At 67.5% G+C, this 24,781-nt stretch carries 20 protein-coding genes; 8 read left to right on the forward strand and 12 right to left on the reverse strand.

The annotated features are described in order from the left end of the window. Nucleotides 1–72 precede the first annotated feature (72 nt). From ACM26Y_RS20040 to ACM26Y_RS20055, 4 genes are read left to right on the forward strand one after another with little or no spacing between them, the layout of a single operon-like run. Nucleotides 73–2,046: a hypothetical protein gene (locus tag ACM26Y_RS20040; RefSeq protein WP_416061709.1), complete on the forward strand. Its 1,974-nt coding sequence runs from the start codon at nucleotides 73–75 to the stop codon at nucleotides 2,044–2,046. Next, complete coding sequence (locus tag ACM26Y_RS20045; protein ID WP_416061710.1) at nucleotides 2,016–3,524, forward strand: archaeosortase/exosortase family protein; 1,509 nt, start codon at nucleotides 2,016–2,018, stop codon at nucleotides 3,522–3,524. Before ACM26Y_RS20040 ends, ACM26Y_RS20045 begins: the two co-directional genes overlap by 31 nt. Continuing rightward, nucleotides 3,509–4,942, forward strand: coding sequence for a glycosyltransferase (locus ACM26Y_RS20050; RefSeq protein WP_416061711.1), 1,434 nt, complete (start codon nucleotides 3,509–3,511; stop codon nucleotides 4,940–4,942). Before ACM26Y_RS20045 ends, ACM26Y_RS20050 begins: the two co-directional genes overlap by 16 nt. After that, nucleotides 4,939–6,552, forward strand: coding sequence for an ArnT family glycosyltransferase (locus tag ACM26Y_RS20055; protein ID WP_416061712.1), 1,614 nt, complete (start codon nucleotides 4,939–4,941; stop codon nucleotides 6,550–6,552). The genes ACM26Y_RS20050 and ACM26Y_RS20055 overlap by 4 nt, the downstream gene beginning before the upstream one ends. Nucleotides 6,553–7,214: 662 nt before the next feature. Here the strand turns inward: ACM26Y_RS20055 and ACM26Y_RS20060 are convergent. After that, nucleotides 7,215–7,667, reverse strand: coding sequence for a MarR family winged helix-turn-helix transcriptional regulator (locus ACM26Y_RS20060; RefSeq protein ID WP_416061713.1), 453 nt, complete (start codon nucleotides 7,665–7,667; stop codon nucleotides 7,215–7,217). Between the two features lie 139 nt (nucleotides 7,668–7,806). Between ACM26Y_RS20060 and ACM26Y_RS20065 the strand changes: the two genes are divergently transcribed. After that, nucleotides 7,807–8,991, forward strand: coding sequence for an MFS transporter (locus ACM26Y_RS20065; RefSeq protein WP_416061714.1), 1,185 nt, complete (start codon nucleotides 7,807–7,809; stop codon nucleotides 8,989–8,991). A gap of 259 nt (nucleotides 8,992–9,250) precedes the next feature. On the opposite strand, the gene ACM26Y_RS20070 is transcribed toward ACM26Y_RS20065, so the two are convergent. The 6 genes from ACM26Y_RS20070 to ACM26Y_RS20095 form a co-directional block, all read right to left on the reverse strand. Continuing rightward, nucleotides 9,251–9,817, reverse strand: coding sequence for a dihydrofolate reductase family protein (locus tag ACM26Y_RS20070; protein WP_003939556.1), 567 nt, complete (start codon nucleotides 9,815–9,817; stop codon nucleotides 9,251–9,253). A gap of 207 nt (nucleotides 9,818–10,024) precedes the next feature. Next, the gene (locus ACM26Y_RS20075; RefSeq protein WP_416061715.1) at nucleotides 10,025–10,648 is read right to left on the reverse strand and encodes a GyrI-like domain-containing protein; all 624 of its coding nucleotides are present in this window, start codon (nucleotides 10,646–10,648) and stop codon (nucleotides 10,025–10,027) included. A 228-nt stretch (nucleotides 10,649–10,876) separates the two neighbouring features. After that, entirely contained in the window at nucleotides 10,877–11,650 is a 774-nt protein-coding gene (locus ACM26Y_RS20080) for an ABC transporter permease (protein WP_416061716.1), read from the reverse strand. After that, nucleotides 11,647–12,441 (reverse strand): ABC transporter ATP-binding protein, encoded by a 795-nt coding sequence (locus ACM26Y_RS20085; protein WP_416061717.1) that lies wholly within the window; start codon nucleotides 12,439–12,441, stop codon nucleotides 11,647–11,649. The genes ACM26Y_RS20080 and ACM26Y_RS20085 overlap by 4 nt, the downstream gene beginning before the upstream one ends. Then, on the reverse strand, nucleotides 12,438–12,806 hold the full coding sequence (locus ACM26Y_RS20090) for a DUF1048 domain-containing protein (protein WP_054371969.1): 369 nt from the start codon (nucleotides 12,804–12,806) through the stop codon (nucleotides 12,438–12,440). Before ACM26Y_RS20090 ends, ACM26Y_RS20085 begins: the two co-directional genes overlap by 4 nt. Nucleotides 12,807–12,808: 2 nt before the next feature. Then, nucleotides 12,809–13,138 (reverse strand): PadR family transcriptional regulator, encoded by a 330-nt coding sequence (locus tag ACM26Y_RS20095; RefSeq protein WP_054371971.1) that lies wholly within the window; start codon nucleotides 13,136–13,138, stop codon nucleotides 12,809–12,811. Nucleotides 13,139–13,700: 562 nt separating this feature from the next. Between ACM26Y_RS20095 and ACM26Y_RS20100 the strand changes: the two genes are divergently transcribed. Further along, complete coding sequence (locus ACM26Y_RS20100; RefSeq protein ID WP_395705317.1) at nucleotides 13,701–14,810, forward strand: transposase; 1,110 nt, start codon at nucleotides 13,701–13,703, stop codon at nucleotides 14,808–14,810. 366 nt (nucleotides 14,811–15,176) lie between these two features. Here ACM26Y_RS20100 and ACM26Y_RS20105 read toward each other — a convergent pair whose 3' ends face one another. The 3 genes from ACM26Y_RS20105 to bsh all read right to left on the reverse strand — a co-directional run bounded on the left by ACM26Y_RS20105 (nucleotide 15,177) and on the right by bsh (nucleotide 18,802). After that, nucleotides 15,177–16,457 carry a multidrug effflux MFS transporter gene (locus tag ACM26Y_RS20105; protein ID WP_395705318.1) on the reverse strand — a complete coding sequence of 427 codons (1,281 nt, stop codon included), beginning with the start codon at nucleotides 16,455–16,457 and terminating at the stop codon, nucleotides 15,177–15,179. 63 nt (nucleotides 16,458–16,520) lie between these two features. After that, nucleotides 16,521–17,543 (reverse strand): zinc-dependent alcohol dehydrogenase family protein, encoded by a 1,023-nt coding sequence (locus tag ACM26Y_RS20110; protein WP_395705319.1) that lies wholly within the window; start codon nucleotides 17,541–17,543, stop codon nucleotides 16,521–16,523. 287 nt (nucleotides 17,544–17,830) lie between these two features. Beyond that, nucleotides 17,831–18,802, reverse strand: a complete 972-nt coding sequence (bsh, locus tag ACM26Y_RS20115) for a choloylglycine hydrolase (protein WP_119700014.1) — start codon at nucleotides 18,800–18,802, stop codon at nucleotides 17,831–17,833. A gap of 312 nt (nucleotides 18,803–19,114) precedes the next feature. On the opposite strand from bsh, the gene ACM26Y_RS20120 reads away from it, so the two are divergent. Then, on the forward strand, nucleotides 19,115–20,008 hold the full coding sequence (locus ACM26Y_RS20120; protein ID WP_416061718.1) for a helix-turn-helix transcriptional regulator: 894 nt from the start codon (nucleotides 19,115–19,117) through the stop codon (nucleotides 20,006–20,008). Between the two features lie 251 nt (nucleotides 20,009–20,259). Here the strand turns inward: ACM26Y_RS20120 and ACM26Y_RS20125 are convergent, their stop codons facing one another. Then, entirely contained in the window at nucleotides 20,260–21,453 is a 1,194-nt protein-coding gene (locus ACM26Y_RS20125; RefSeq protein WP_416061719.1) for a BTAD domain-containing putative transcriptional regulator, read from the reverse strand. Between the two features lie 183 nt (nucleotides 21,454–21,636). On the opposite strand from ACM26Y_RS20125, the gene ACM26Y_RS20130 reads away from it, so the two are divergent. Next, nucleotides 21,637–23,520 carry an endonuclease/exonuclease/phosphatase family protein gene (locus tag ACM26Y_RS20130; RefSeq protein ID WP_416061720.1) on the forward strand — a complete coding sequence of 628 codons (1,884 nt, stop codon included), beginning with the start codon at nucleotides 21,637–21,639 and terminating at the stop codon, nucleotides 23,518–23,520. 62 nt (nucleotides 23,521–23,582) lie between these two features. On the opposite strand, the gene ACM26Y_RS20135 is transcribed toward ACM26Y_RS20130, so the two are convergent. Then, entirely contained in the window at nucleotides 23,583–24,647 is a 1,065-nt protein-coding gene (locus ACM26Y_RS20135; RefSeq protein ID WP_416061721.1) for a beta-mannosidase, read from the reverse strand. Nucleotides 24,648–24,781 lie beyond the last annotated feature (134 nt).

Below are 24,781 nucleotides of genomic sequence, written 5' to 3' on the forward strand. Positions count from 1 at the left end.
ATTGCGTCACCCTAGCCCGGTGTTGCCCCACTTGTCCCACATTCCGTACCGAACAACCGTAAAGTTCCCGACGTGCCGACCCAGACAATTCGCCGCGCCGGACACGCCCTCCTCGTCCCCGCCCTCGCCGCGCTGACCGTGCTGGCCGCGGGACCTGCCGCCGCGCAGGACCCCGTCGACCCGCCCGGCGACGTCGTCTTCGGCACGCAGACGCTGGGATTCGGCGACACCGTCGCCTTCCGCGGCCACAGCGACACCGCGACCCTCACCGTCCCGGTGCCGGACGGGCTGCGGCCCGCCGCGCTCGACACGACGGTGCAGATGCCCGCCAACGTCTCCCGCGGCTGGATCGACGTCGAGTCGCAGGGCCTGCTGCTCGCCCGCATCGACCTGCCCGCCGCCGGAACCCTGGTGCCGGTGTCGCTGCCCCTGGAGGCGGCACCGATCGTCGATCGCGCCGTCACCGTCACCCTCACCGTCCACCTGCTGCCGTTCGACGGCATCTGCCCCGAGGACTGGACGGATCGTTCGGTGGTGCTGCGGGACGGACGCGTCCGCTACACCGGGGCACCGACCCCACCCGCCGTGGTCGCCGACTTCCTGCCGCCGATCCTCGAGTCGTTGGAACTCGCACTGCCCGCCGACCCCACCCCTGCCGAGTCGGCCACCGCGCTCGATCTCACCGCGGCCGTCACCGCCCAATACACGGGCCGGCCACTGCGGGTGACGGTGCAGCCCCTGCCCGGCGACGACGCGGTGCCGCCCACCCCGGCAGGCCCGTTCACCCGGCAGATCGCGATCGTCGAAACCGACGGTGACGGTGCCGCCGCCCTCGTCGACGTGCCCGGCGGCCCCCCGGCCCTGGCGGTGACGGGTAACGCCGACGCGCTGCGCAACCAGGCCCGCCTCGTCACGAGCGACATCTCGTCGGTCGCGGTGGCCTCGGCCGCCACCGTCGGCGCGTTGGGCCTGCCGCCGCGGCTATCCCCCGACGCGACAACCCTCGGCGAACTGGGTCTCGGGGCCCTCACCGACACCGGGGTCGGCGTGGTGGAGGTGCCGCTCGGCATCGACCAGACCCGTCTGGGACGCCCGTCCCACAATCTGCGGATCAACCTGCAGGGCTCCTACACCCCGCTGCCCACGACCGAGGGCGGCCTGGTGTCGGTGACGGTCGGCGACACGGTCGTCGACTCGTGGCCCGCCGACGCGACGGGCCGTCTGGATCGGTGGATCACCGTGCCGGACAACGTGCTCGGGCGGGTCACCGACGTGGTGGTGTCCCTGCGCGCCACCGGCGGGACCTACCAGTGCGGCCTGCAGCAGCCGATGACGCTGACCGTCGACGCCGGCAGCCGCGTCACCACCGAACCCGCCGATCCGCCGCAGCCCGGCGGGTTCCGGTCGCTGCCGCAGGCGCTGCTGCCGAAGGTGAACGTCGCCGCCACCGAGGCCGGGATCGCCGACACGGCACGGGCCGTCGCGCTCGTGGCCGGGCTGCAGGGTCTGACGTCGGTGCCGCTCGACCCCGAGTGGGTGAGCCTCGACGAGGCCGCCACCGGCAGCACCCCCGCCATCGTCGTCGCCGCCGACGGCCGCGTCCCCGACCAGCTCGAGCTGCCGCTGGCCGGCACGCAGGGCCGCACCCTCGAACTCGTCGACCCCGCCACCGGCAACGCCACCACCGTCACCTTCCCCACCGACGTCGAATTCGCGTCGCTGCAGGTGGCGCGCGACGGCGAGCGTGCCGTCCTCGTCGCCACCGCGACCGACGTGCCCGCCGAACTCGACCGCACCCTCGGCTGGCTCGCTGCGCAACCGCAACGCTGGGCCGAGCTCGACGGCGACGTGCTGTTCACCACCGCGGACCGCGATCCCGTCGAACTCGCGCTCACCGACCCGGCCACCGAGACCACCGCGCAGCAGTCCCTCGCCGTCTCGACGAGGTGGGTGCTCGTCGGCGGCGGCCTCGTCCTCGCCGCCGGTCTCGCCGCGGCGCTGATCGGCGCGCTGCGATGGCGTCGCGGCCGCCCGCGCCCGCACTGATCGGACCCGCCATGAGCACCATGACGACCACCGAGCGCGCCGCACTGTTCGCGCACACCAGTGCCCGCTGGGCCATCGTCGTCGCCGCGACCCTGATCGGCTACTGGAGTACGTGGCAGGCGCTGGTCGAGGAGGTCGCGCGCGGCACCAGCGGCGGCTACGTGGCGCTGGTGCCGCCGTTCGCGGTGCTGGCCGCCGAGGGCGTCACCCGGCGCCGGCACGGCGAGCTGCCGATCCACGACCGGCAGACCGACCGGATCGTCGGCGGTGCCGTCCTGCTGATCGCGATCGCCGTCAAGTGGCTGCTGCTGCCGCGGTACGGGCCGAACCACCAGATGATGCACCTGGACGTGCTGTCCGCCTGGCTGTTCGTGATCGGCATGTGCGTGCTGCTGTTCGGGCTGCGGGTCGCCTCCCGCTACTGGCCGGTGTGGCTGCTGCTGCTGGGCACCTCGCCGCTGGCCTACCGGGCGATGCTCGTGCAACTCGGGGGCAGCAAGTTCGCCGCCGGGTTCCTGATGGTGCTGCTGGGTTCGATCGCGATCGCCGTCGCGGTCGGCCGCACCCGACGTCGGGCGCTGATCGGCTTCAGCGCGACGATGCTGCTCGGCCTGGCACTGCTGGTCGCGGTGACCACCCGCTACCCGGATGCGCGGGTCGCCGTCGCGCAGATCGTGCCGTCGGCGGTGGCGGCGCTCGTCGTCGGCGCCGCGTTCTACCTGTACCGGTACCGGGGCCTCGCGCCGCGGACCCTGCCACCGAACCCGGTGTCGCCGCGGGAGGCGGCCCGTACGTTGCTGCTCATCGTGCCGACGACCGTCGTGCTGGCCGCGGCGCCGCTGCCCGATCAACAGCTCACGCCCGTGTCGGTGGGCCCGCCGCCGAGTGGCAGCGTCAGCCAGGTCGTTCCTGCCGGCTGGTATCAGCTCGAGTCCGTCGACTACGACTGGCCGCGACGATATTTCGGATCGACGGCTCAGCTGCGACGGCAGATGATCCGTGCCGTCGAGCCGCGCGCCGACTGGGACCGGCTCTCGCGCCCGCGGACCGTCGCCGTGCAGACCCTGCAGGTGCGGCGGGTCGGGGTGTTCGAGGTGTATCCCGTGCACACCAGTTACGACCTCGGGCAGGCGCGGGTGAGCCCGAAGATCCGGGTGGATCTCGGCCGGGGTGTGCAGGCCGACTTCTTCACCGTCGTCGACGACGAGCTGCTGCTCACGTGGAGTTTGATGAGTTTCATCTGGACACGCGGCGACGCCCTTGCGCAGCGGGTGAGCCTGCTGACCGTCGACAATCACGAGCTCGACGCCCCGTTCCCCCAGCCCACCCCGAACATGGCCTCGAACGCGAGTGCGCTGCTGTCGGTGTTCCTGCGCGGCCGGGCGTCGGTGGAGGACTCCGACCCCGAGTACAAGGATCTGAACCTGCTGACGGAACTGGGTCGCGATCTGGTGGAGGCACAGTGGCGCGGAATCTAGTCGACGAGGAGTTCAAGGCCGCGGCGCTGCACGACGCGGTGTACGGGCTGCGAGAGAAGCGGCCGCTGTCGTCGGCGTCGGTGGCGTTCGTGCCGTGGCAGAAGTGGCTGACGCTGGGCCTGGTCGCCGTGGTGATCCTGGCGCTGGTGGTCGCGACGATCCCGACGCTGACCGTGCTCACGGCGGTGTGCACGGCCGGGTACATCGCCACGCTCGCCGACCGGTTGCTGCTGTTCTCCCGCGGCCTGGCGCGCGACGCGATCTTCACCGTCGACGACGACGTCGCCCGGGCCGTGCCCGAGCAGGACCTGCCGACGTACACGGTGCTGGTGCCGGCCTACAACGAGCCGGAGGTGGTGGGCGATCTGATCGCGGCGATGACCGCGATCGACTATCCGGCCGAGAAGTTGCAGGTGCTGTTGCTGCTCGAGGAGGACGACGCCGTCACCATCGCCGCGGCGCAGGAGGCGGGCCTCGGCGAGATCGTGGAGATCCTGCTGGTGCCGGCGGCCGATCCGCGGACCAAGCCGAAGGCGTGCAACTACGGGCTGCACTTCGCCACCGGCGACATCGTCACCATCTTCGACGCCGAGGATCTGCCGGAGCCGTTGCAGTTGCGGCGGGTGGCGGTGGCGTTCGACCGGCTCGGCGACGACGTCGCGTGCGTGCAGGCGAAGCTGGCGTTCCACAACGGAACGCAGAACATGCTCACCGGCTGGTTCACCGCCGACTATGCGCTGTGGTTCAACTTCGTGCTGCCCGGGCTCATGCGCTCGAATTCGCCCATCCCGCTGGGTGGTACGTCGAACCACATCCGGCGCAGCGTGTTCGACGAGATCGGCGCATGGGATCCGTACAACGTCACCGAGGACGCCGACCTCGGGGTGCGCATCGCCGAGACGGGCTACCGTACGGCCGTATTGGACTCCACGACGCTCGAGGAGGCCAACAGCGATCCGATCAACTGGATCCGGCAGCGTTCCCGCTGGTACAAGGGATATCTGCAGACGTGGCTGGTGCACGTGCGCCGGCCCATACGACTGTGGCGGGGCATCGGCACCGTCGGGATGCTGCGGTTCACCACCCTGCTCGCCGGGACGCCGATCATCGCGTGCCTGAACATGATGTTCTGGCTGATCACCATCTCCTGGCTGCTGGGCCAGCCGTTCCTGGTCGAGGAGATCTTCCCCTGGTACGTGTACTTCCCCGCGCTGATCTCGCTGGTGTTCGGTAATTCCGCCGTGCTGTACATGAACCTGGTCGCGTGCCGGGAGACCGGCAACTCGGCGCTGTGGCTCGCGTGCCTGACGGTGCCGCTGTACTGGCTGATGATGTCGGTCGCGGCGATCAAGGGCACCTACCAGCTGATCCGCAATCCCTCCTACTGGGAGAAGACGTTCCACGGGCTGTCCTCATGAGGAGCAGCGCCGCCCGGGTGTTCTGGCTGTCCTGCCTGCTGTACGCGGCGGTGGGCCTGTACCTGGCGCTGGATGTCTCTTATTTCCAAGGTGATTCGCTCAGCCGCGTGGCGGCCGCGCGCAGCGCCCTGCACAGCCGCGACCCGCACCTGGCGGCGATCGGGTTCGTGTTCACTCCCCTGACGGCGCTGCTGCAGTTGCCGCTCGTGGCGCTGTCGGACTGGTGGCCGGCGCTGACCCGGTGGGGCATCACGGCGGTGGTGATGTCGGCGCCGTTCATGGCCGGGGCGGTCACGCAGGTGCACCTGTTCGCCCGCGACCGCGGGGCGTCGCCGTGGCTGGTGTGGACGGTGACCGTGCTGTTCGCACTGAACCCGATGATCGTGTACTACGGCGCCAACGGCATGAGCGAGGCACCGTTCCTGATGCTGCTGTGCTGGGCGACGCGCCGGCTTGTGCGGTGGATCAGCACCGACGACGTGCACGACCTCGCCGTCGCCGGGATCGCGGTGGGCCTGGCGTACCTGGCGCGGTACGACGCGCTCGCGGTCGGCGCGGCCGTCACCGTCCTCGTCGCCGCCGTGACGCGGTGGCGCACGGGCGGGTGGCGCCCAGCGCTGCTCGACGCGATCCTCGTCGCGTCGCCGGTGGCGTTGTCGTTCCTGGTGTGGGCGGCGACGAGCTGGCTGATCACCGGCGAAGCGCTGCAGCAGTTCTCGTCGGCGTACGGCAACGCGGCCATCCTCGAGCAGAGCGGCGGCGGTTCGGCCGGGGGCCTGGCGGCGCTGGCGTTCTCCGTCGCCGAGATCGTGGTGCTGGGACCGGCGCTGCCGCTGCTCGCGCCGGTCGTCGCGGTGCTGGCGTGGCGCCGCCGGGACTTCGAGCCGGTCGTGCCGTTCGTGGTGCTGGGGGCGGTGCTGGCGTTCGCGGCCCTGTCGTACTTCCGGGGCATGACGTTCCCGTTCCTGCGGTTCTACCTCGCCGCGGTGCCGCTGGCGGCGATGTGGGTGGTGCAGCTCGCGCCCCGTCGCGGGCAGCTGACGGCACGCCGGCTCGGCGCCCACGCGACGGCGCGCCTCGAGGACCGCGGCTCCCTCGCGCCGGTCGGGGCGCTGGCGCTCGCGGTGTCGGTGCCGGTCACGTTCGTCGCGATGGGCGATGCGAACCTCTCGCAGGAGCAGCATGCGCTGCGCACCGTGCTGTTTCCCGACCCGGACGACACCTCGGAGCTGCGCGACCAGGAGAACCGGATCATCGCCTCGTTCGGCACGGAACGGCGCATCGCCGACTACCTGGACAACCTCGACCTGCCCGACGGCTCGGTGGTGATGGACACCGTGTACGGGTTCGCGGTGCTCACCGCGACCGACCGGCCCGAGCAGTTCGTCGTGCCGTCCGACGCCGACTTCACTCGCATCCTCAACGATCCCGCCGCGAACGGCGTGCGCTATCTGCTGACCGTGCCGAACGAAGGCCGCGGCGTCTCGGATGCGGTGAACCGCCGCTACCCCACCGTGTTCGAGAACGGCGCCGACATCGCGACCCTCGATCTGGAGATCCCCAACGACGGTGACAACCAGCCGACCTGGCGTCTGTACCGGATCGGTTGACGCACGGCGGGCAGCATGCCACCATCGCTGCACCGACCCCGAAAACGGGGCGACCCCGGCCGGTGCGCCAACACCGAACCGGGGTCTGGGCACACGACAGAAGAGGACCTGTCATGCACCGTGAGGTGGATTGTATCCACACGCCGATTCCAGGCGCGTATCCCCGGGAGTGGCCGCGTGCCACGCACCCCGACGCGGCGCCGTCCGCCGTCCTGACCTGCGCGAGCCCGCCGACGACCTGACCTGCACCCCGCCCTGCACCCGTGTACCGGGTCCGGGGCTGTCGGTGTTTCCCTGCGTGCGTGCAAGGGCCGTTCCGGTGACCGAGGCGCGCGCGGTCACGTCGTTTTCCGTGCGCGTCCGACGCTAACCAACCGCATCCGGCAATCCACCGTCCCGGTGAACGGCACCGGGCACCCGATCGAGCACGGGTCGACACGTCCGACCGGGTCCAGCTCAGCCGCTTGCCTTTTCGGCAGGCGGCCAGACGTGCTGGCCGAGACGCGGTATCGGGGCATGGTCCGTGGGTTTGCTTGGGGAAGGGGCCGACGAGTCAGGGACCCGAAGGGTCTCCGTCTGCTTTGCTGACCCGAATTCTTCTCCGCCGAGCCGAACACGTGCACTCACTCCGGCGACGTGCGCCCGGTGCACAGCGCCCGGGATCAGCGCGGGCTGGGCGGCAGCTCGTGCAACGCGCGCACCAACGGCGCCAGCTCCGGGATCTCGCAGGCCTCGCCGAGGGCGGCTTCGAGGGTGGCGTCGTGTGTCGGACGCGCACTGTCGAGTAGCTCGCGCCCGTCGGCGGTCAGTTCGGTGTAGATGCCGCGGCGATCGTCCTCGCACAGGATCCGCGTGAGCAACCCGCGCTTCTCGAGACGATTGACCAGGCGGGTCGTCGCGCTGCTGCTCAGCGCGGCCGCGCGGGCGAGCTGCGCCATCCGCATGTGCCAGCCGTCCTGCCGGCTCAGCGCGTCGAGCACGGTGTACTCGACCACCGAGAGCTGGTGCTGCTGCTGGAGGGCACGTTCGAGCTCGGTGTCGAGTGCCCCGTGCAGTGCGGCCAGCGTGCGCCAACCTTGCGCGCGGATCTCCACCGCGTCGTCCGCAATGCCCACGTCGCCTCCTTGCTTCCTGCCCTCCCCGATACTACCCGCTTGCGCATGTATAGAGCGCGTGCAACTATTTATAAGGCGTCTGCAACTACTGCACACGCGCTCTATGCGCTGACGCGCAGATCTTCGAAAGGAACTCGACGTGCCTTCAGGCCTCATCGCCCTCGCCATGGGCGGATTCGGGATCGGCCTCACCGAATTCGTGATCATGGGACTGCTGCCGGAGGTCGCCGCGGACTTCGCCGTGAGCGAGTCCGTCGCCGGCTACCTCATCTCCGGGTATGCACTCTCGGTTGCCCTCGGCGCCATCCTGCTCACCGCCGCCCTCACCCGCTTCGACCGGAAGCGGGCCCTGCTGTCCCTGATGGTGCTGTTCATCGTCGGCAACCTGCTGTCGGCCGTCGCCCCGTCGTACGAGGTCATGATGGGCGGACGCATCGTCGCGGCCCTGTGCCACGGCGCGTTCTTCGGCATCGGATCGGTCGTGGCTGCGGACATGGTCGCACCTTCCAGGCGCGCCGGCGCCATCGCGATCATGTTCGCCGGCCTCACCACCGCCAACGTCCTCGGCGTGCCGTTCGGCACCCTGCTCGGGCAGCAACTGGGGTGGCGCTCGACCTTCTGGGCGATCACCGCGATCGGCGTGGTGGCGCTCGTCGGCATCACCGCCCTGGTGCCGACCACTCCCCCGGCCGCCACGCACGGCGGCCTGCGCGGCGAACTCCACGCATTCCGCAACAAGCAGGTCTGGTTCTCGATCGCGCTGACCGTCCTCGGCTACGGCGGCATGTTCGGCGCCTTCACCTACATCGCCTTCACCCTGACCGAGGTCAGCGGCTTCGCGACATCCAGCGTGCCGTGGCTGCTCATCGTCTTCGGCTCCGGCCTGTTCGTCGGAAACTACTTGGGCGGCAAGGCAGCCGATCGAGCCCTAACCCCGGCTCTGACGTGGATTCTCGCGCTGGTGACCGCCGTTCTGGTCGTCTTCGCCGCGACCGCCGACAGCCGGGCCATGACGATCCTCTCGCTGTTCCTCATGGGCGCCTTCGGTTTTGCGACAGTCCCCGGCCTGCAGATGCGAATCATGAACTACGCCTCCGCCGCCCCCACCATGGCCTCCGGCGCCAACATCGCCGCCTTCAACGTGGGCAACGCCCTCGGTGCCTGGCTCGGCGGACTGACCATCGCAGCCGGCCTGGGCTTCACCTCCCCGATCTGGATGGGTGCAGTCGTCACGGCCGCCGGCCTCGTCGTGCTGCGGATCGCCACGGCGATGGATCGGCCGAGGGCCGAGGCGCCGGCGGACTCGACGCTCGTGAAGATCTGACCGTGGTGCGCTGACCCCGCGTCCACCGGACCGCCGAAGCTCGCAGTTCGCGGTGGGCACGGGACGGGTACGCGACCGCCCATCCGCAATGCGGGGAGGGACTCGTAGCCGGTCATTCATGTTTCAGGCTCTGGAAGAACGACTTCGCCAGAGCGTTCTCGTCACTCCGCGCGGCCGCCGTCCAGCAGCAATAATTGCGGGCCGCTCGAGTCGTGTATCGCGTAGTGCATCCGCAGCTCGCCTGGACGTGTATGGCCGATCAGTCGTGTTTCGCCTCGTAGCGCAGCAGGACCGTGCCACCCGGGAAGGTGCGGTTCTCCAACAGTCGCAGCGAGATCCATGACGGCAGTGTCGGGAAGAACGGGGTGCCGCCGCCCACGGCGATGGGGGCGACCACGAGCCGGTATTCGTCTACCAGTCCCGCCTGCACGATCGGTGCGGCCAGCGTCGCGCCGGCCACCTCCAGCGTCCCGTCGGTTTCGGCCTTCAGCTTCGTCACCACCTCGACCGGGTCACCGCGTTCCAGGCGGGAGTTCCAGTCGACGGACTCCAGGGTGCGCGAGAACACGACCTTGGGCATGTCGCGCCAGACGCGGGCGAAGTCGACGATCAGAGGGGTGGCGTCCGGGGCCTCGTCGGCAGTCGGCCAGTACGCGGCCATCAGTTCGTAGAGCCGCCGCCCGTAGAACGACAGGGCGGTCTCCCGCTCGAAGTCGTTCCAGTACTGGTGTAGTTCTTCGCTCGGATCGGTCCAGTCGATGTTTCCTTGCGCATCGGCGATGTACCCGTCCACCGACACGTTGAAGCCATAGATGAGTTTGCCCATGCAGATCAGACTGCCCCGGAGGGCGAAACTCATCGCGACGCCGCACAAGTTATTGCCGAATCGTTGTGGACGGACGACCGTCAGGCGGCCCCCTCCCACTTGCAGGCCGGAAGCGCCGCCTCCGGTTCACGGCCGAACGATGCCGGAGTGGGCACCGGCGGCAGCGCCGGCTGACCGGAATCGACGAGATCGGGCTCTCGCTCGGTGTCAAGGGATTGGGGCGACCGGCTGTCGGAGTATGGTGCGCAGTCGGTCGGGCGCGGTCCTGCGGAAGTCGGTGAGATAGATCTCGTGATGCTTGCCGGTCAGGCGCAATTCGTTGTCCGGGACGAACTCTTCGTGAAGTTGCGCGAGTACGGCAGCTTCGTCGTCGAAGGGGCCGATGTGCAGTGTCTGCACGCATCGGCCTTCGTGAAGCGTCTCGAGGCGGACGTCGTCGAGGCCCTGGGGGCGATTCCCGGCTCCGGCGCGTTCGACGGCCGCGGCGAACATCGCGTGGTCGATCCAGTCCGGCGTCATTATCATCATGGTCCAGTCCCATCGTGATTTGTCCCGCGCCGCGGTAAACGAATCCATGTCGTCCGCCCACCACAATCCCTCGAGTGGGGGAACGACGTAGTCCCGGTCCAGATCGCGCTTGCTGGCAAACTTCAGCTTGTACGCCACGGGGTACAGAGCGCGGACTGCCCGGTCGAAGTCGGGAGAGGTATTGGGGTCGCCATGACCGTCGATCATCAGGTATTGCATCGTTGGTACGTCGACCAGGCGGAACTTGCCCCGTCGTGCCTGATAGGCGTCGAGGGTCTTCTTGAAATCAGTCTTCTCCGTCATCGGGTGCCTGGACTCGCGCTGCGAGCCACGTCCTTTCCGCCTCGAGGAGGCTGAGTGAGTACGAGAACACCTCGCGCGCGGGCCGCGGACGATACGGATCCGATCTCTGGACCGCGTGCAGCGCGGCGATTCGAGCGTCGATCTGGGCTGGTCGAGCGGTCTGAGAGTTGCGGCGTCAGGTGGAGAGAGTCACGGGGGCGAGCTGCAACTGTTCCGGCGTGATGACGGTCAGGAGAATCTGCGTCGGTAGATCATGACCGCTGCGGCGTACGAGGCGACCAGGATGCCGGCGCACCAGGCGAGGGCCACCCACAGGTCACCGGCCACCGGCTGGCCTGTGAGCAGGTCACGGACCGCGTTCACGATCGACGTCACGGGCTGGTTGTCGGCGAATGCCCGCACCGGGCCCGGCATCGACTCGGTGGGCACGAAGGCGGAGCTGACGAACGGCAGGAAGATCAGCGGGTAGGCAAATGCCCCCGCGCCGTCGACGGTGCTCGCCGACAGGCCGGCGATGACCGCGAGCCAGGTCAGCGCCAGCGTGAACAGGGTGAGGATTGCGGCGACCGTGAGCCATTCGAGGATGTTTGCCCCGGAACGGAACCCCATGAGGACGGCGAACCCGACGACGATGGCCAGTGCGGTCAGGTTGGCGACCAGTGAGGTCAGGACGTGTGACCACAACACCGAGGACCGGGAGATCGGCATCGACTGGAATCGTTCCACGATGCCGCCCTGCAGGTCGTTGAACAGTCGCACCGAGGTATACGCGACGCCCGAGGCGACGGTGATGAGCAGGATGCCGGGCAGCAGGTAGCTCACGTACGCGACTGTGCCCGTTCCGGCGCCGGTGTCGATGGCGCCGCCGAGGACGAACACGAACAGCAACATGATGGCCACCGGCGTGACCGCGGTCGTGATGATGGTGTCGGGGCTGCGGGTGATGTGGCGCAGGGATCGTCCGGTGAGGGCCGCGGTGTCGGCGACGACATGGGTGGTCATTTCTGTTCCTTTCCATCTGTGGCACTGGGATTTTCGACGTCGGCGCCGCCACCGACGATGCTGAGGAAGACCTCTTCGAGGGTAGGCTGCTTCTCGACGTATTCCACCTTCGAGGGGGGAAGCAGACGCTTGAGTTCGGGGAGGGTGCCGTCGACGATGATCCGGCCCTCGTGCAGGATCGCGATCCGGTCGGCGAGCTGCTCGGCCTCCTCCAGGTACTGCGTGGTCAGGAGGACGGTCGTGCCCCTTGCGGTGAGGTCTCGAACGACCTGCCACACCTCCGTGCGCGCTTGCGGATCGAGCCCGGTGGTGGGTTCGTCGAGGAACACGATCGGCGGGTTGCCGATGAGGCTCATCGCGATGTCGAGGCGCCGGCGCATGCCTCCCGAGTACGTCGAGACCCTTCGGTCCCCGGCTGCTGCCAGTGAGAAGCGCTCGAGCAGTTGGTCGGCCACCACCTGCGGATCGGGTAGATGACGCAGTTTGGCGATCAGCACGAGGTTCTCCCGGCCGCTGAGAATCTCGTCCACGGCGGCGAACTGGCCGGTGAGGCTGATCGATTCGCGCACTTCGGCGGCGTCCTCGACAACGTCGAAGCCGGCGACGGCGGCGTGCCCGGCGTCCGATTTCAGCAGCGTGGCGAGGATCTTCACGAGCGTGGTCTTGCCGGCGCCGTTCGAGCCGAGCAACGCGAAGATGCTGCCTGCCTCGACCTCGAAGTCGACGCCGCGCAACACGTGCAACTGCTCGTACGACTTCTCGACGCCCTTGACGCTGATGGCGGTGGTCATCGCTGCTCCTTGCGTTCGGCGTCCTCGATCGCCTTGGTGAGGCGAGCACGCTCTTTGTCGATCCACTGCGCGCCGGTGTAGGCCTGCGCGAACGTCTCGGCGAACTCGACGGGGTCTTCGCCGACGATCTCCCGGAGCGGAGTTCCGTCGGCCGCGGCGCGCTCCCACAAGTCGGCGGAGTCGCCGAGCATCGTTACGAGAGTGCCGCCGTCGGTGATGCCACCGTAGTAGGTGAGGTACCGCTGGAAGGCCTTCGCGGTGCTCGAGTAGGGTTCCGGGAGCTTTTCGATCCGGGCCTTGTACCGCTTGAACTGCTTCTTCTGCTCGAGTGATCCGGTGAGGAATTCGATCCATTTGGCGGCCATGATCACTTCTCTCCTTTGTGCAGCTGTTCGATACGTTCTGCGAGGAAGCTCCAGTTCCTCCAGAATTCGCTGAGTTGGTCTCGTCCCCGCGCGTTGAGGGTGTACACCTTGCGCGGCGGGCCCTTCTCGGATGGAACCTTTTCCACGTCGACGAGGTCACGCTGCTCGACCCGGACGAGCAGGGCGTAGACGGTGCCCTCCGCGATGTCCGTGAAGCCCTGCTCGCGTAGCTGTGCGGTGATCTCGTACCCGTAGGCGGGCCGTGTCGCGAGGATCGCGAGCACGATGCCCTCGAGGACTCCCTTGAGCATCTCGGTCGCCTGCTTGCCCATCACTCTCTCCCGGTACCTGGTGTCACTGACTACCAGTACAAAGTAACACTGAGTACTGGTAGGTGGCAACACTTAGTAGTGGGAGAATTCTCGACCCTGTCGGACACGCGGAACCTGCCACTGGGACCGGAGGGGCCCGGCTGACGGGCACGTTCTTCGTCGGGAACGATCTGCGACGATTGGTCGATCCGCGAGGACGACAGGTACCGATCCGGCCGGACCTGACAGCCGGAGAGGTCGAGGGTGTCCCGATCAGGGGATCTGCGGGCGGAACGGCCGGGCCGTGGGTGTGGGTCGTGCATCCCGGGGGTGACCGGAGTGTCGAACCGAACCCCTCAGTGATTGGCATTTGCCTGCTGTCGGTGCTCGACCCGGTCACCATTGCGTTGAAGTGCCGTCTGGCTGTCTTTTCGCCGTACCCGGAGGTGTCGTACGACGGCGAAGGACGAATGTGGATCGTCGCAGGTGGGATGTGGCTGGTCGATCCATCATCACGAAATCCGGTGCAACGAGTACACCTCGCCTGATTCGTGGGCGTCACCACCCGCGATACGGTCTCGTCGTGATCCAACACGGAATCGTCATCGCGGACCACTACCAATTCGTGCTCGGCACACCCACCGGAGAAACGTACCTGCCGAAGGAAACCGGCAGCGTCATCGAAGTTGGCCCGAATTTCGCTACGGTCATGACCGGCATCGCCTCGGGACCGGTCCGGTTGACCGTCGATGTCCTCGACAGCGAACCCGAGGCCCCGGTCGGTATCGAACGATGGGGCGTCATCGAGGAAGCCACAGTCGAGTTCACCGCCTCGGCACACGTGCTCACCCTGGACGGAATGAAAGCTCCGGGCTTCCGGAAACTGCCGATCAAACGAGGTCCGCATCGATTCCGGGTTTTCGGCCGCGGACGTGATTCCTACACCGGGCAATCCGTCACCGAACCGAAGGAAGACTACCTGGTTCAGGTTTGGCAGACGACGCAACCGCGAGAGATGGTGCGATTGCACAAGTGCGATGCCGCGTGGGACCAGAGCATCGTCACCCATCCCAAGCGCAACTGGTGGGATCCCGATCCGGCCGGCGACGCCACTCTCTATGTCAAGTACGGATACGACCGGATGGCCCAGTGGGCGAAGGACGAAGCAATCCGATGGGGTGGGCGGCCGCCATCGGACAAGCTCCGCGCCAACTACTACGCGATGGGCATCGCCGGTCTCGACCGCCCCCTGGCCGATGCGATCACCCGTGCTCGGTCCCCGAAACTGCGTCGCATCGCGGCCTGGGCAGCACGCCGCGCATATACCACTGCAGGCATCGCAGAGATCGAGTGGATTCGCCCGGCACTGGCAGCCTTGGATCGGGACGAACCACTACCGTACCCTTTCGGAGAACACGAGTCCCAGGCACTGCGGCAGGCATTCGACGACGATCCGACTATCGACACGACCGTCACCGGCAATGATGTCGAGAATGCCGAGGTATCTGCCGCTCTACGGGTGATACACGTTGTTTCCATAGCGGTGAAGCCTGATCCGCTGAATGCCGCGTTCCACTGTTTGGACATCGCCGCAAAGACTGAAGACTCGAACTATGCATCGCTGATCAAGGATCTGCGACGCGCGTTCTTCCCGAAGTTGACGCCGGTGGAGCAGTACGAACGGTGGATCTGACGACAGTCGGGGGTGACGCTCGGGCAAAGAGTCGACACTGGTGTGAACCAACCGAGACTCTTTCGCGGCCGAGCTTTCCAATCCTCCTACGCCTCAGGTAGCGCCCTCGGGTGCCGATCACCGACCTGCTCGATAGGCCGACGGTTATGCGTACGGCGGGTCCAGGTAGGTCGTCACCGCGAGAATGACGATGACCAGCCCGAAGAGGAAAACGTCCCGGCGACGGCTGCGCGTGTTCACCGGGCCTCCATAGGTGGGTTGTTCGAGTGCGTCCCGGTTCCAATTCAGTGCTGCTGCACTCACCGGCTTGTAGTTCCGGACCGCGGAGCGGCCGAGGATCGCAGTGACGCCGGACGGGCTGAAGGGTCAGGCGAACGCAGTGTGTTCCGGCACGTCGGCTGCCGGTCGGCGGAGCAGGACGTAGCCGCCGACGCCGAGCAGAGCCGCGGTGACGGTGACGACGCCCAGCGGCACCGCGGTCCCCGGGCCGGCGAGACCGACGAGGGGCGCGGTGACACCGCCGAAGGCGAACCGTGCCAGCCCGAGCAACGAGGCGGCCGAACCGGCGACGTCGGGATAGTGCTCCAGTGCCAGGGAAGTCGACGGCGGGGTGGTGACCGCCACCCCGCTGACCATCGTGAGCAACGAGACGACCATCGCGGCCAGCGGCAGGTGCGCAGCGGCGGTGAGTAACACCCCACCGGCGCCGACCACCACCATGATCAGACCGACAACCAGGGTTCCCCGGACGGACCACCGCTCCGCGATACGGCCGGCGAGGAAGCCGAAGACCATGAAGCCCAACGAGTTCAATCCGAAAGCGTACGAATAGCCCTGCGGTGAAAGGCCGTAGATACCCTGGAGCACGAAGGTGGCGCCGCTGAGATAGGCGAACAATGCGGCATTGACGAACCCCGTGACGAGGACTGCGCCGAGGAACACCCGGTCGGCCAGCAACCGGCGGAACACTCGCCCGGTGTCGGCCAGGCCACCGGTCCGCCGACTGCCGGGCGGCAGCGTCTCACGCAACACGCCGGCACTGGCAACGAGGATCACCACGCCCACGACGGCCAGGAACACGAAGGTGCCCCGCCAGTCCGTGACCGTCGCCAGCTGCCCGCCGATGACCGGGCCGACGATGGCCGCCAGACCACCCAGGACGGTGAGCCGCCCGTAGTACCGCAGGAGGCGGGCACCGGAGTACAGATCGCGGCCGGCGGCCTGAGCGATGACGATGCCGACCGCGCCGGTCAACCCCTGCACCAGGCGCGCCGCGACGAGCGTCTCGATGGTCGGGCTCACCGCACACCACGCGGACGCCACGATGTACGCGGCGACGCCGAGCAGCAGCGGGCGACGGCGGCCGAACCGGTCCGACAGCGGACCCGCGACGACCTGCCCGAGTGCGAGCCCGAGCAGGCACGCGGTGACGGTCAGCTGTGCCGCCGACGTGCTCGCCCCGAGGTCGGCGGTGAGCGCGGGCAGGACCGGCAGGTACAGGTCCATCGAGATCGGGCCGAATACGGTGAGCAGGCTCAGCACGATGCCCAGCGGCCGGCCTGGCGGGGCGGGGTTCGAGACGCGGGCGACTTCGCGCACGGTGACCCGAGGGTCGTCGCGGCGGCCCGAGGTCAAGGACGCAGACATGAACGAAATGTTCCTGATTCGTCGTGAGTCCGCCGTGCGGCAGACTCGAGGTGGTGGGTGAGGTCAGGGGCGCAGCAGGACCTTGATGGCGCGGCGCTCGTCCATGGCCTTGTAGCCTTCGGCGGCCTGCCCGAGCGGCAGTTCCAAGTCGAACACCTTGCCCGGATCGATCTTTCGATTCCAGATCAGGTCGATCAGCTCGGGCAGATACTGCCGGACCGGGGCCGGACCACCGTGCAGGTGCACGTGGGAGAAGAACAGCTCGTCGCCGGGCAGCTGCACGTCGTGCGCGACACCGACGTAGCCGACGTGCCCGCCGGGCCGGGTGGACCGGATGGCCTGCATCATCGACTCCTGGGTGCCGACGGCCTCGATCACCGAGTGCGCGCCCAGCCCGCCGGTGAGCTCCTTGATCCGGGCCACGCCCGCGTCGCCGCGCTCGGCGACGATGTCGGTGGCACCGAACTCGCGGGCCAGCCGCTGGCGCGGTTCGTGGCGGCTCATCGCGATGATCCGTTCGGCGCCGAGTTGCCTGGCCGCGAGCACCGCGAGCAGGCCGACGGCTCCGTCGCCGACGACCGCGACGGTCTTGCCCGGTCCGGCTTCGGCAGCGACCGCACCGAACCATCCGGTGCCGAGGACGTCCGAGGCAGCCAGCAGGGACGGGATCAGCTCCGGATCGGGCATCCCGGGTGTGGGCACAAGCGTGCCGTCCGCGAGCGGAACCCGCAGGAACTCGGCCTGGGAACCGAGGCTGCCCATGATCACCCGGTGGATGCACGAGCTCTGGTAGCCGGCGCGGCAGATCTCGCAGGTGTTGTCGGACGCGAAGAACGACCCGACGACGAAGTCGCCGACCTTGATGTCGGCGACGTCCTCGCCGATCTCCTCGACGATGCCGACGTACTCGTGGCCCATGGGGATCGGGCCGTCGTAGGTCTCGACCCCGCGGTAGGGCCACAGGTCCGAGCCACACACACAGCTCGCGGACAGTCGGATGATCGCGTCGGTGGGTTCGACGAGGGACGGACGGGCGCGTTCCTCGACACGGACGTCGCCGGGGGCGTGCAGGACTGCTCCTCGCATGACGGTGCTCCTTGATGTTCGAACTCGAGGTCCGGCATGTCTCCGGCCCGGTTCCCATGGAACCCCGCTCACCGCCCGCGCGGGAGGTCGCGTTCATGGGGGGTACAACTGCAACCTCCCTCGGCGACACACCGGACCCGAGTCGCACCAGGTCGACCGATTCTCGGGACCGATCTGGCGTTCGCTCCGGTGACAGCGGTGCGGGTTCGGGAAATGACACACTTGCTGTATGACTACGACTCGTCGTGCCCGAACACGACAGCACAACGACCCTGCCGTCTCCCGGCTCAGTTCTGCATGAGGATCTGCTGTTCTTTGACCAGCGGGTATGCCGCGAGGGCGCTTCCGTCGAGATCTTCTCTGTGCATATCCACGCCGGTGACCTGACTGTTCTCGTAGGTCCGGTAGTAGTAGACGCCCTTGCTCGTATTGCAGCACGACGAGTAGATGGTGATCTCGTACTTGCCGTCGAGCCGAACACATCCCCGCTGTTGCTCCACGGAGCCGAGAATATGGAAGAACTGACTGATCGCCTCGGATTCCGACTCGCCCGATACCGAATTCACTTTGGTGAAGGCAGCTTTGACGAAACGCGACATCGAGGACAGGTCTCCGGGCAATCCCACAGCACCAAGTCCGCGACTGTAGGTGTCGAAGGGTATCTCTTTCGAGAATCGCGGTTCCGGCGGATCGACGGACAGACTCATGTAGTTGTTGATGTTGAACAACTGGATATCGAATGTCGGGTTGTTGGTGAGGACCTGGATCGGATTGTCGTGGACTTCCAGGCCCTCTCGGACCGACTCGACAGAGATGGATTCGTTCCGGTCGGAGATGATCCAGTGCAGCGGGGAAGGTGGGAACTCTTCGCTGAACGCGAGGTCGACGATGCGCACGTCTGCCAGTGCGTCTCGCACCTGAGCCACGGTCTCGAACTGTCCCAGGACCCAGGGAATGAACTCGAACGACGCGATATTGATCCCGTCCTCCGAGACTGGCTTGTAGTCGGCATTATCGGGGAAATTCAGCCCCGCCATGCTCAAGCCCTTCTCGTTGGTCGCGTCGTAGTAGAGCGGGTAACCATCGGCCACGGTCGCCATACCGATCATGGCGTGATGCGTCCTCTGCGCAGGCACCCTGCGGAACTCGAACGGAAAGTTACGCGGCGTGACCGTCACCGATTCCCTGTACGAATACTCGAGGTCGAGGTTCCGGCCGAAGTAGTGGTCCTTGGCGGTGTAGTTGGCGGCTGTGCACATACGGCTCCTCCGGACGATCTCGACCCACGGTATCGGCATCTGCGTGCAAGTTCAGGATGTCTGATTCTGCGAGCTTCTTCCAGTACGTCAGCGCGGCGTTGCCAGAAAGTCACGATCGCCGGGCACGAACACACCGCCGTCGATCCGCTCACCGACGACGCCGTGAGCATCCTCGATTGCCTCGAGATCTCGAATCCGAGGTCGGGGTCGGCACACTGAATTGGTGCAACTCGGGCGGGCGCCACCCGCGCGGGAGGTCGCGTTCATCGGGGGTACAAGCACAACCTCCCTCGACGACACTCCGGACGTACCGTGGACGGCGTGGACAATCGCGCCGACATCCGGAACTTCCTCGCCACCCGGCGGGCCCGGCTGACCCCCCAGCAGGTCGGGCTACCCGCCGGCGGCGGCCGTCGGCGGGTCCCCGGGCTGCGACGCGAGGAGGTCGCCGTCCTGGCCGGGGTGAGCACCGAGTGGTACACCCGCCTGGAGAAGGGCCACATCGGCGGCGTCTCCGAAGACGTCCTCGAGGCGGTCGCCCGGGCACTGCAACTCGACGAGGCCGAACGCACCTACCTGTTCGACCTCGCCCGCGCCGCCCGGCCCACCCACCGCGCACCCCGCGCCCGCAAACAGGCCCAGGTACGGCCGAGGGTGCAGTGGATGCTCGACTCGATGACCGCCTCCGCCGCGTTCGTCCGCAACGGACGCATGGACATCCTCGCCACCAACGCGCTCGGCCGCGCGCTGTACTCGCCGCTGTTCACCGACGACCGCCGACCCGCCAACATCGCCCGGTTCCAGTTCCTCGACCCCGGCGCCGAGGACTACTTCCCGGACTGGGACGGCGCCGCCAACGTCACCGTGGCACTGCTGCGCGCCGAAGCCGGCCGCGATCCCCACAACAAGGACCTGCGCCACCTCGTCGGCGAACTATCCACGCTCAGTGAGGAATTCCGCACCAGGTGGGCGGCCCACAACGTCCGCATCCACCACGCCGGGAACAAGCAGTTCAACCACCCCGTGGTCGGAACGCTCGACCTCGTCTACCACTCCCTCGATCTGGCCGCGGACGACGACTGGGTCCTGGACCTGACCATCTACACCGCCGAACCCGCAACCGCGTCCGAGGACCGGCTCAAGCTTCTCGCCAGCTGGGCCGCGACGCACCTCCCGGCCCACCCGGCGACCGAACCGTCCAGCTGACCCGGGCCTTCGCGTCGGGTGCGGCCGTCCTGCCCCGTCTCGACGGGTCGCCCGCGGCCGATTCGTCAGCGCCAACGCAGCGAGGATGCGCAACGATCGAGTTGTCGACCGCCACCGCTTGGCCGTGATTCGCCGTCGATCGGCGTGCTCGATCACCGCTTCACGGCGTCGTCGAGCAGGTTGGTCGGCGACAGCAAGTTCGGATTGCCGCCAGATCATCCCTGAACCGACGCACCGGTAGCGTGTCGTTTCTAACCTTCTTGATAAACGAATGTGGCGGTACCGATCCGAATGACGTCTCCGTGACGCAACGGGGTATTTGTGTAGGTCTTGATACGGTAGCCACCGAGATAGACGCCGTTGGCGGAGTCGAGATCCCGTATCACCGGAAATCCTTGACAAAAAACAACTTTCGCATGTCGTCGGCTGACTTTGGGGTCGTCGAGCCGGACGTCGCTGTCGGATCGGCGGCCGATGAGCAGTCCGCCGGGTGGAATCGACACCGCGTGACCGTCGGGCAGCAGCAGCCGAGGACGACGTCGGACCAGGGCCAACTCGGCGACGGTGGACATCAGAGTCCGAGAGAGTGCATCGGAGTCCGGGAGCGGCGCCGCGAGGGGTTCTTGGTTGAGGACCTTGCGTTCGAGCTCCACCAGTGGAGCGGAGAGGTCGATGCCCAACTCCGCGAGTATCGTCCGGATTCTCCGACAGGCATGAAGAGCGTCGGCTTGACGACCGCCGAGACACAGGGCTGTGATCAACTGCCCCCACAGGGCTTCGTGAAGTGGGTATTCGCGCGTCAACGTCTGTAGTTCTGCGATGGGTTCGGTGTAGTTGCCGCAGATCAGATCGGCACCGATACGTTCGGAGATGGTGGTGAGCCGGTCTTCCGCCATCGCGACTGCGAAGCTGTCGGCGTAGTGCAGACCACGAAGATCGGCCATGACGTCGCCGCTCCATTGGTTCGAGGCGGCGCGGAAGTGGGCGGCCGCGGCAACGGGATCACCAGCCGCCGCGGTCGCGCGGCCCGCTTCACGGGAACACTCGTAGCGACCGAGGTCGCACTCGGAGTCGAGAATGTCGAGACGATATCCGGGCGGAGCGGTACCCAGAATCGAACGAACGACACCCCCGTCGGTGATCGACTTGCGTAGTTTGGCGACATACGAGTGCAGGTTCTGGCGATGTGTCGGAGCGGGACGACCGTTCCAGAGAGCATCGGCCAGAGCGTTCACCGACACCACCTGCCGCCGGTTGATCGTCAGGACCGCCAGCAGGGCCCTCTGAGTCGGGCCGCCGAGAGGCACGGACCGCCTGTTGACGAACAGTGTTACCGGACCGAGAACGCGGACATCGATCGGCGTAACGGCCGCCTGGCCAGTGCCGCCCCCGGATCGGGTGCCGCTGTCATGGTCGCTGCCGGGTTCGGTTGATGCACCGGGCATGGTTCGACGATATCGGGTGACCGTTCCCCGTCGAAACCCACGACCGGAGGCGCCGCGGCCGACCGTCCCGCCGACAGCCTGCAAGGTTTCTGCAGGCCGGCGGCAAGTACGGGACAGCACCATGAGCGAGGAGTCGACGAGGCACTTCGTGGACACATCCACACAGCATCAAGGAGCCCTGACATGCCCGACAGGAATGATCGTGACACCCGCATCACTTTCGATCCGAGAATTCTCGAGATCATCTCGGCAGGAAGGGCGGAGCAGTTACGGGCGGCGTTGGCCGCATTGGGCTCGGCGGCCGCCGAGCTGGCGTGGGTGGGAGAGCCGGCCGGTCAGGCCGAATCGACGAACAGGATCGGCGGAAAGTACCGACGTTTCACGAACGGGATCTTGTATCGGTACAACCACGACGACGGCACGACCGTTCTCGGCGGCGTGCCGCGCGGAGGGGTGTACGAACTGTGGACGAAGAGCGGCTGGGAGTACGGGCCGTTCGGCTATCCGGTCGGCATGCCCAAGACGAACGGGAACTCGACGGTGTGCCGGTTCGAGGGCGGCACGATCACCGCGACCGCCGAGAAGCAACGCAAGATCATGTTCTACAACACCGCCCTGATCGGCATGGATGTCGCCGGCACAACGAAGAACAGAGCCACCGTCGACGTTCCGGGCATCGGAAAGATCATCGACGAACCTATCTACAGTGGCCGCGGCCGCGTCGCACAGTTGAGCGCGCTGATCGAGACGATATCCCGCTCGAAGGACGACGTGGTGGTGCTGGCGGAGATGATGGGTAACGGTGAACGCCGACAGCTCGCGAACGCGGTTAAGAGAGCGTTTCCCCATAGCGCCGAGGGACCCGACGAGCGGGACATCGAAGAGGACGGTGGGCTGCTCATCCTCAGTCGCCACCCGATCACCGAAATTCGAAGCACGATATTCCGGTCGTGCACCGGCGTGGACTGCTTCGCCAACAAGGGTGCGGTGATGGTGCGGGTGGACCCCGCCGACGGACCGCCGTTCCACGTAGTCGGCACCCACTTGCAGGCCGGAAGCGCCGCCTCCGGTTCATGGCCGACCGATGCCGGAGTGGGCACCGGCGCGAAGGGTAAGCGCGCAGCGCAGCTGCGGCACCTGGACTCGTGGATTCTGGGAGTGCGCGATCCGGACCTGCCGGTCGTCGTCATGGGCGACTTCAACATCGATGTCAACGAGACCGCGGGCCGAACCACCCTCGCAGACAATCTGCCCGAAGTGCGAGACCTGTGGCCCGAGTACCAGATGTGGCTGCCCGCGGACCGGAAGCGATACGACCCCATCACCTACGACAAGGCCAGTAGCTACCGTCCGGGCAGAGCCCCCGTCCCCTTGCTGAGCGCGAGCCGCGGGAAGAACGGCGAACGGATCGACCTGGCCTTGCTCGACCAAGGCGAACGCGTCACCGCACACGTCACCCACATGGGTGTGTACTGCCACGAACTCAGCCCCGGCATCGATCTGTCGGATCACTACGCGATCAACGTCACCCTCGGCATGTCGACGGTGACGCACACGCTGACCCGGAAAGTCCGCAAGACCACCGCCTGGCTGCACAGAATCCACGCGCTCGAACTGACCAACGGTGCAGGGGTGGCGCACTTTTCGAAGGCCGATCCCGACGAGGTGAAGGTGTCGGCCCGGATCTACAAGGGCGGCCGCGGAGTGTCCGATCGCCCCTTCGTGCGGGTCAGCTACAGGACGGTCACACTGTCGCCGGGTGAACGACATGACTACGCGTTCGACGAGGGCCGGGCGCTGACCTTCAAGGGCGCGGACCAGGTGCACCTCGAAGTCACCCTCGACGAGATCGACACAGCCCCAATTCTCGGCGAGGTGGACCGGACGGCGATCGGCCGGGACCGCGATGTGGTGGCGTCGAAATCGTCGCAGCTACTCCACGCCTTGCGGGGCGGGCGATACGCGCCGAACGTCATGACCGGGGACGGCTCCGAATACGTCGCGGTTCTCCGTGTGGAGGTCGCTCTCGAACCGTTCACGCACCGGCAGCAAAATCACTTCCCTTGATCACGGCCCAGCGCGATGTCCGGTCCTGCCGGCACCGTCGTGCAGTCACAGAAGGGACGAATTCACGACCCTGCACGCCCGTGTCGCGCCAGCACCTCACGCACCGGATCGCCGGGGCCGATGTCGTAGGTGCACTGGTCACCGCGCGGGTCGGGCACGAACGCCCACAGCAGCGCCCCGGCGGCCCCGGCCTCGCGGTAATCGGTCAGCGCCTCGTCCACCCGCTGGGCACGCTCGGCGAGCGACAGGCAACTGCCGGCTTCGATACCGAGTTCGGCCACCAGGATCGGCTTGGTCACCTGGCCGAGGCGCACCGGCAGCCACGCCGCGTCGTCGTAGTCGTGGTACTGCAGCACGTCGAGGTAGGGCGACTGCGCGAGTTGCGCGTAGCCGTCCCCGGCGCTGCCGCACTGGTCCCCGCCGATCAGACCGAGGGTGATCGGGTGCCGCGGATCTGTCTCGCGCACGATGCGGCCGACCGCGTCGGTCCACGACCGCAGCAGCTGCGCCGAGTCGGCCGGGCACGAACGTCGCGGCAGGCTGCACGCCTCGTCGCCGCACACGCCCGGCTCGGGTTCGCCCAGCAGATCCCACGTGGCGAGCGCCGGGGAGACCCGCCAGCGGTCCACGGCCAGCCGCACCCAGTCCGCGAAGCTCACCGCGAAAGGAGCCCGGCGCTCGGTCCAGCCGTGCTCGTACCAGGCGCGATCCTTGTACAGCTCGTTGCCGCACGCGCCGTCCTGCGGGGACAGCACCGGCATCACGAGCTGCCCGTTTCGTTCCGCGGCGGCGAACACGGCGTCGATCGCGGAGAAGTCCAGCGTCCCCGTCACCCGGTTCAGGGCGAGCGCCTGGAAGGCGTTGAACCGGGTCAGCGACGTCGGGGGCAGGGACGAGAAGTACGCATCCAGGTCCACCTGCGCGCCGCAGCCGCCGTTGACGTCCCAGTCGGACGCGAGCTGGTACGCGTTGAGCCCGGCCGGCCACCACGGTTTTCCGTCCAGGGTCAGGCCGCGGTGGTCGACGGCGACGCGCGCCGGTGGCGGCGGCTCCGGCGCCTCGGGTGGCGGTGGTGGCGCGCATGCGGTCGCCGCGATCAGACAGGCGACGACCACGGCTGCGCGCATGCGCGAACGGTAACCTCTTGCCGGCCCGGCAGGAAGACCGTCCACTGTGTCGACGGCAGGTGAAGACCGGTTCGGGTCCACTTGCCGCGCGAGCCGTCCGCCGGTCGTCGAAACAGAGCTCTGCAACCCGGCAC

Source organism: Rhodococcus indonesiensis, from assembly GCF_047782815.1.
Classification (GTDB): domain Bacteria; phylum Actinomycetota; class Actinomycetes; order Mycobacteriales; family Mycobacteriaceae; genus Rhodococcus; species Rhodococcus indonesiensis.

Excerpts from the sequence above, each read along its gene's own strand:
- bsh (WP_119700014.1), bottom strand. The coding sequence starts at position 18,802 with ATGTGCACAGCCGCCAACTACACCGCCAAGGACCACTACTTCGGCCGG.
- ACM26Y_RS20105 (WP_395705318.1), bottom strand. The coding sequence starts at position 16,457 with ATGTCTGCGTCCTTGACCTCGGGCCGCCGCGACGACCCTCGGGTCACC.
- ACM26Y_RS20045 (WP_416061710.1), top strand. The coding sequence starts at position 2,016 with ATGGCGTCGCGGCCGCCCGCGCCCGCACTGATCGGACCCGCCATGAGC.
- ACM26Y_RS20075 (WP_416061715.1), bottom strand. The coding sequence starts at position 10,648 with ATGACGGAGAAGACTGATTTCAAGAAGACCCTCGACGCCTATCAGGCA.
- ACM26Y_RS20095 (WP_054371971.1), bottom strand. The coding sequence starts at position 13,138 with ATGGGCAAGCAGGCGACCGAGATGCTCAAGGGAGTCCTCGAGGGCATC.
- ACM26Y_RS20135 (WP_416061721.1), bottom strand. The coding sequence starts at position 24,647 with ATGCGCGCAGCCGTGGTCGTCGCCTGTCTGATCGCGGCGACCGCATGC.
- ACM26Y_RS20070 (WP_003939556.1), bottom strand. The coding sequence starts at position 9,817 with ATGGGCAAACTCATCTATGGCTTCAACGTGTCGGTGGACGGGTACATC.
- ACM26Y_RS20110 (WP_395705319.1), bottom strand. The coding sequence starts at position 17,543 with ATGCGAGGAGCAGTCCTGCACGCCCCCGGCGACGTCCGTGTCGAGGAA.
- ACM26Y_RS20080 (WP_416061716.1), bottom strand. The coding sequence starts at position 11,650 with ATGACCACCCATGTCGTCGCCGACACCGCGGCCCTCACCGGACGATCC.
- ACM26Y_RS20130 (WP_416061720.1), top strand. The coding sequence starts at position 21,637 with ATGCCCGACAGGAATGATCGTGACACCCGCATCACTTTCGATCCGAGA.
- ACM26Y_RS20125 (WP_416061719.1), bottom strand. The coding sequence starts at position 21,453 with ATGCCCGGTGCATCAACCGAACCCGGCAGCGACCATGACAGCGGCACC.
- ACM26Y_RS20085 (WP_416061717.1), bottom strand. The coding sequence starts at position 12,441 with ATGACCACCGCCATCAGCGTCAAGGGCGTCGAGAAGTCGTACGAGCAG.
- ACM26Y_RS20090 (WP_054371969.1), bottom strand. The coding sequence starts at position 12,806 with ATGGCCGCCAAATGGATCGAATTCCTCACCGGATCACTCGAGCAGAAG.
- ACM26Y_RS20055 (WP_416061712.1), top strand. The coding sequence starts at position 4,939 with ATGAGGAGCAGCGCCGCCCGGGTGTTCTGGCTGTCCTGCCTGCTGTAC.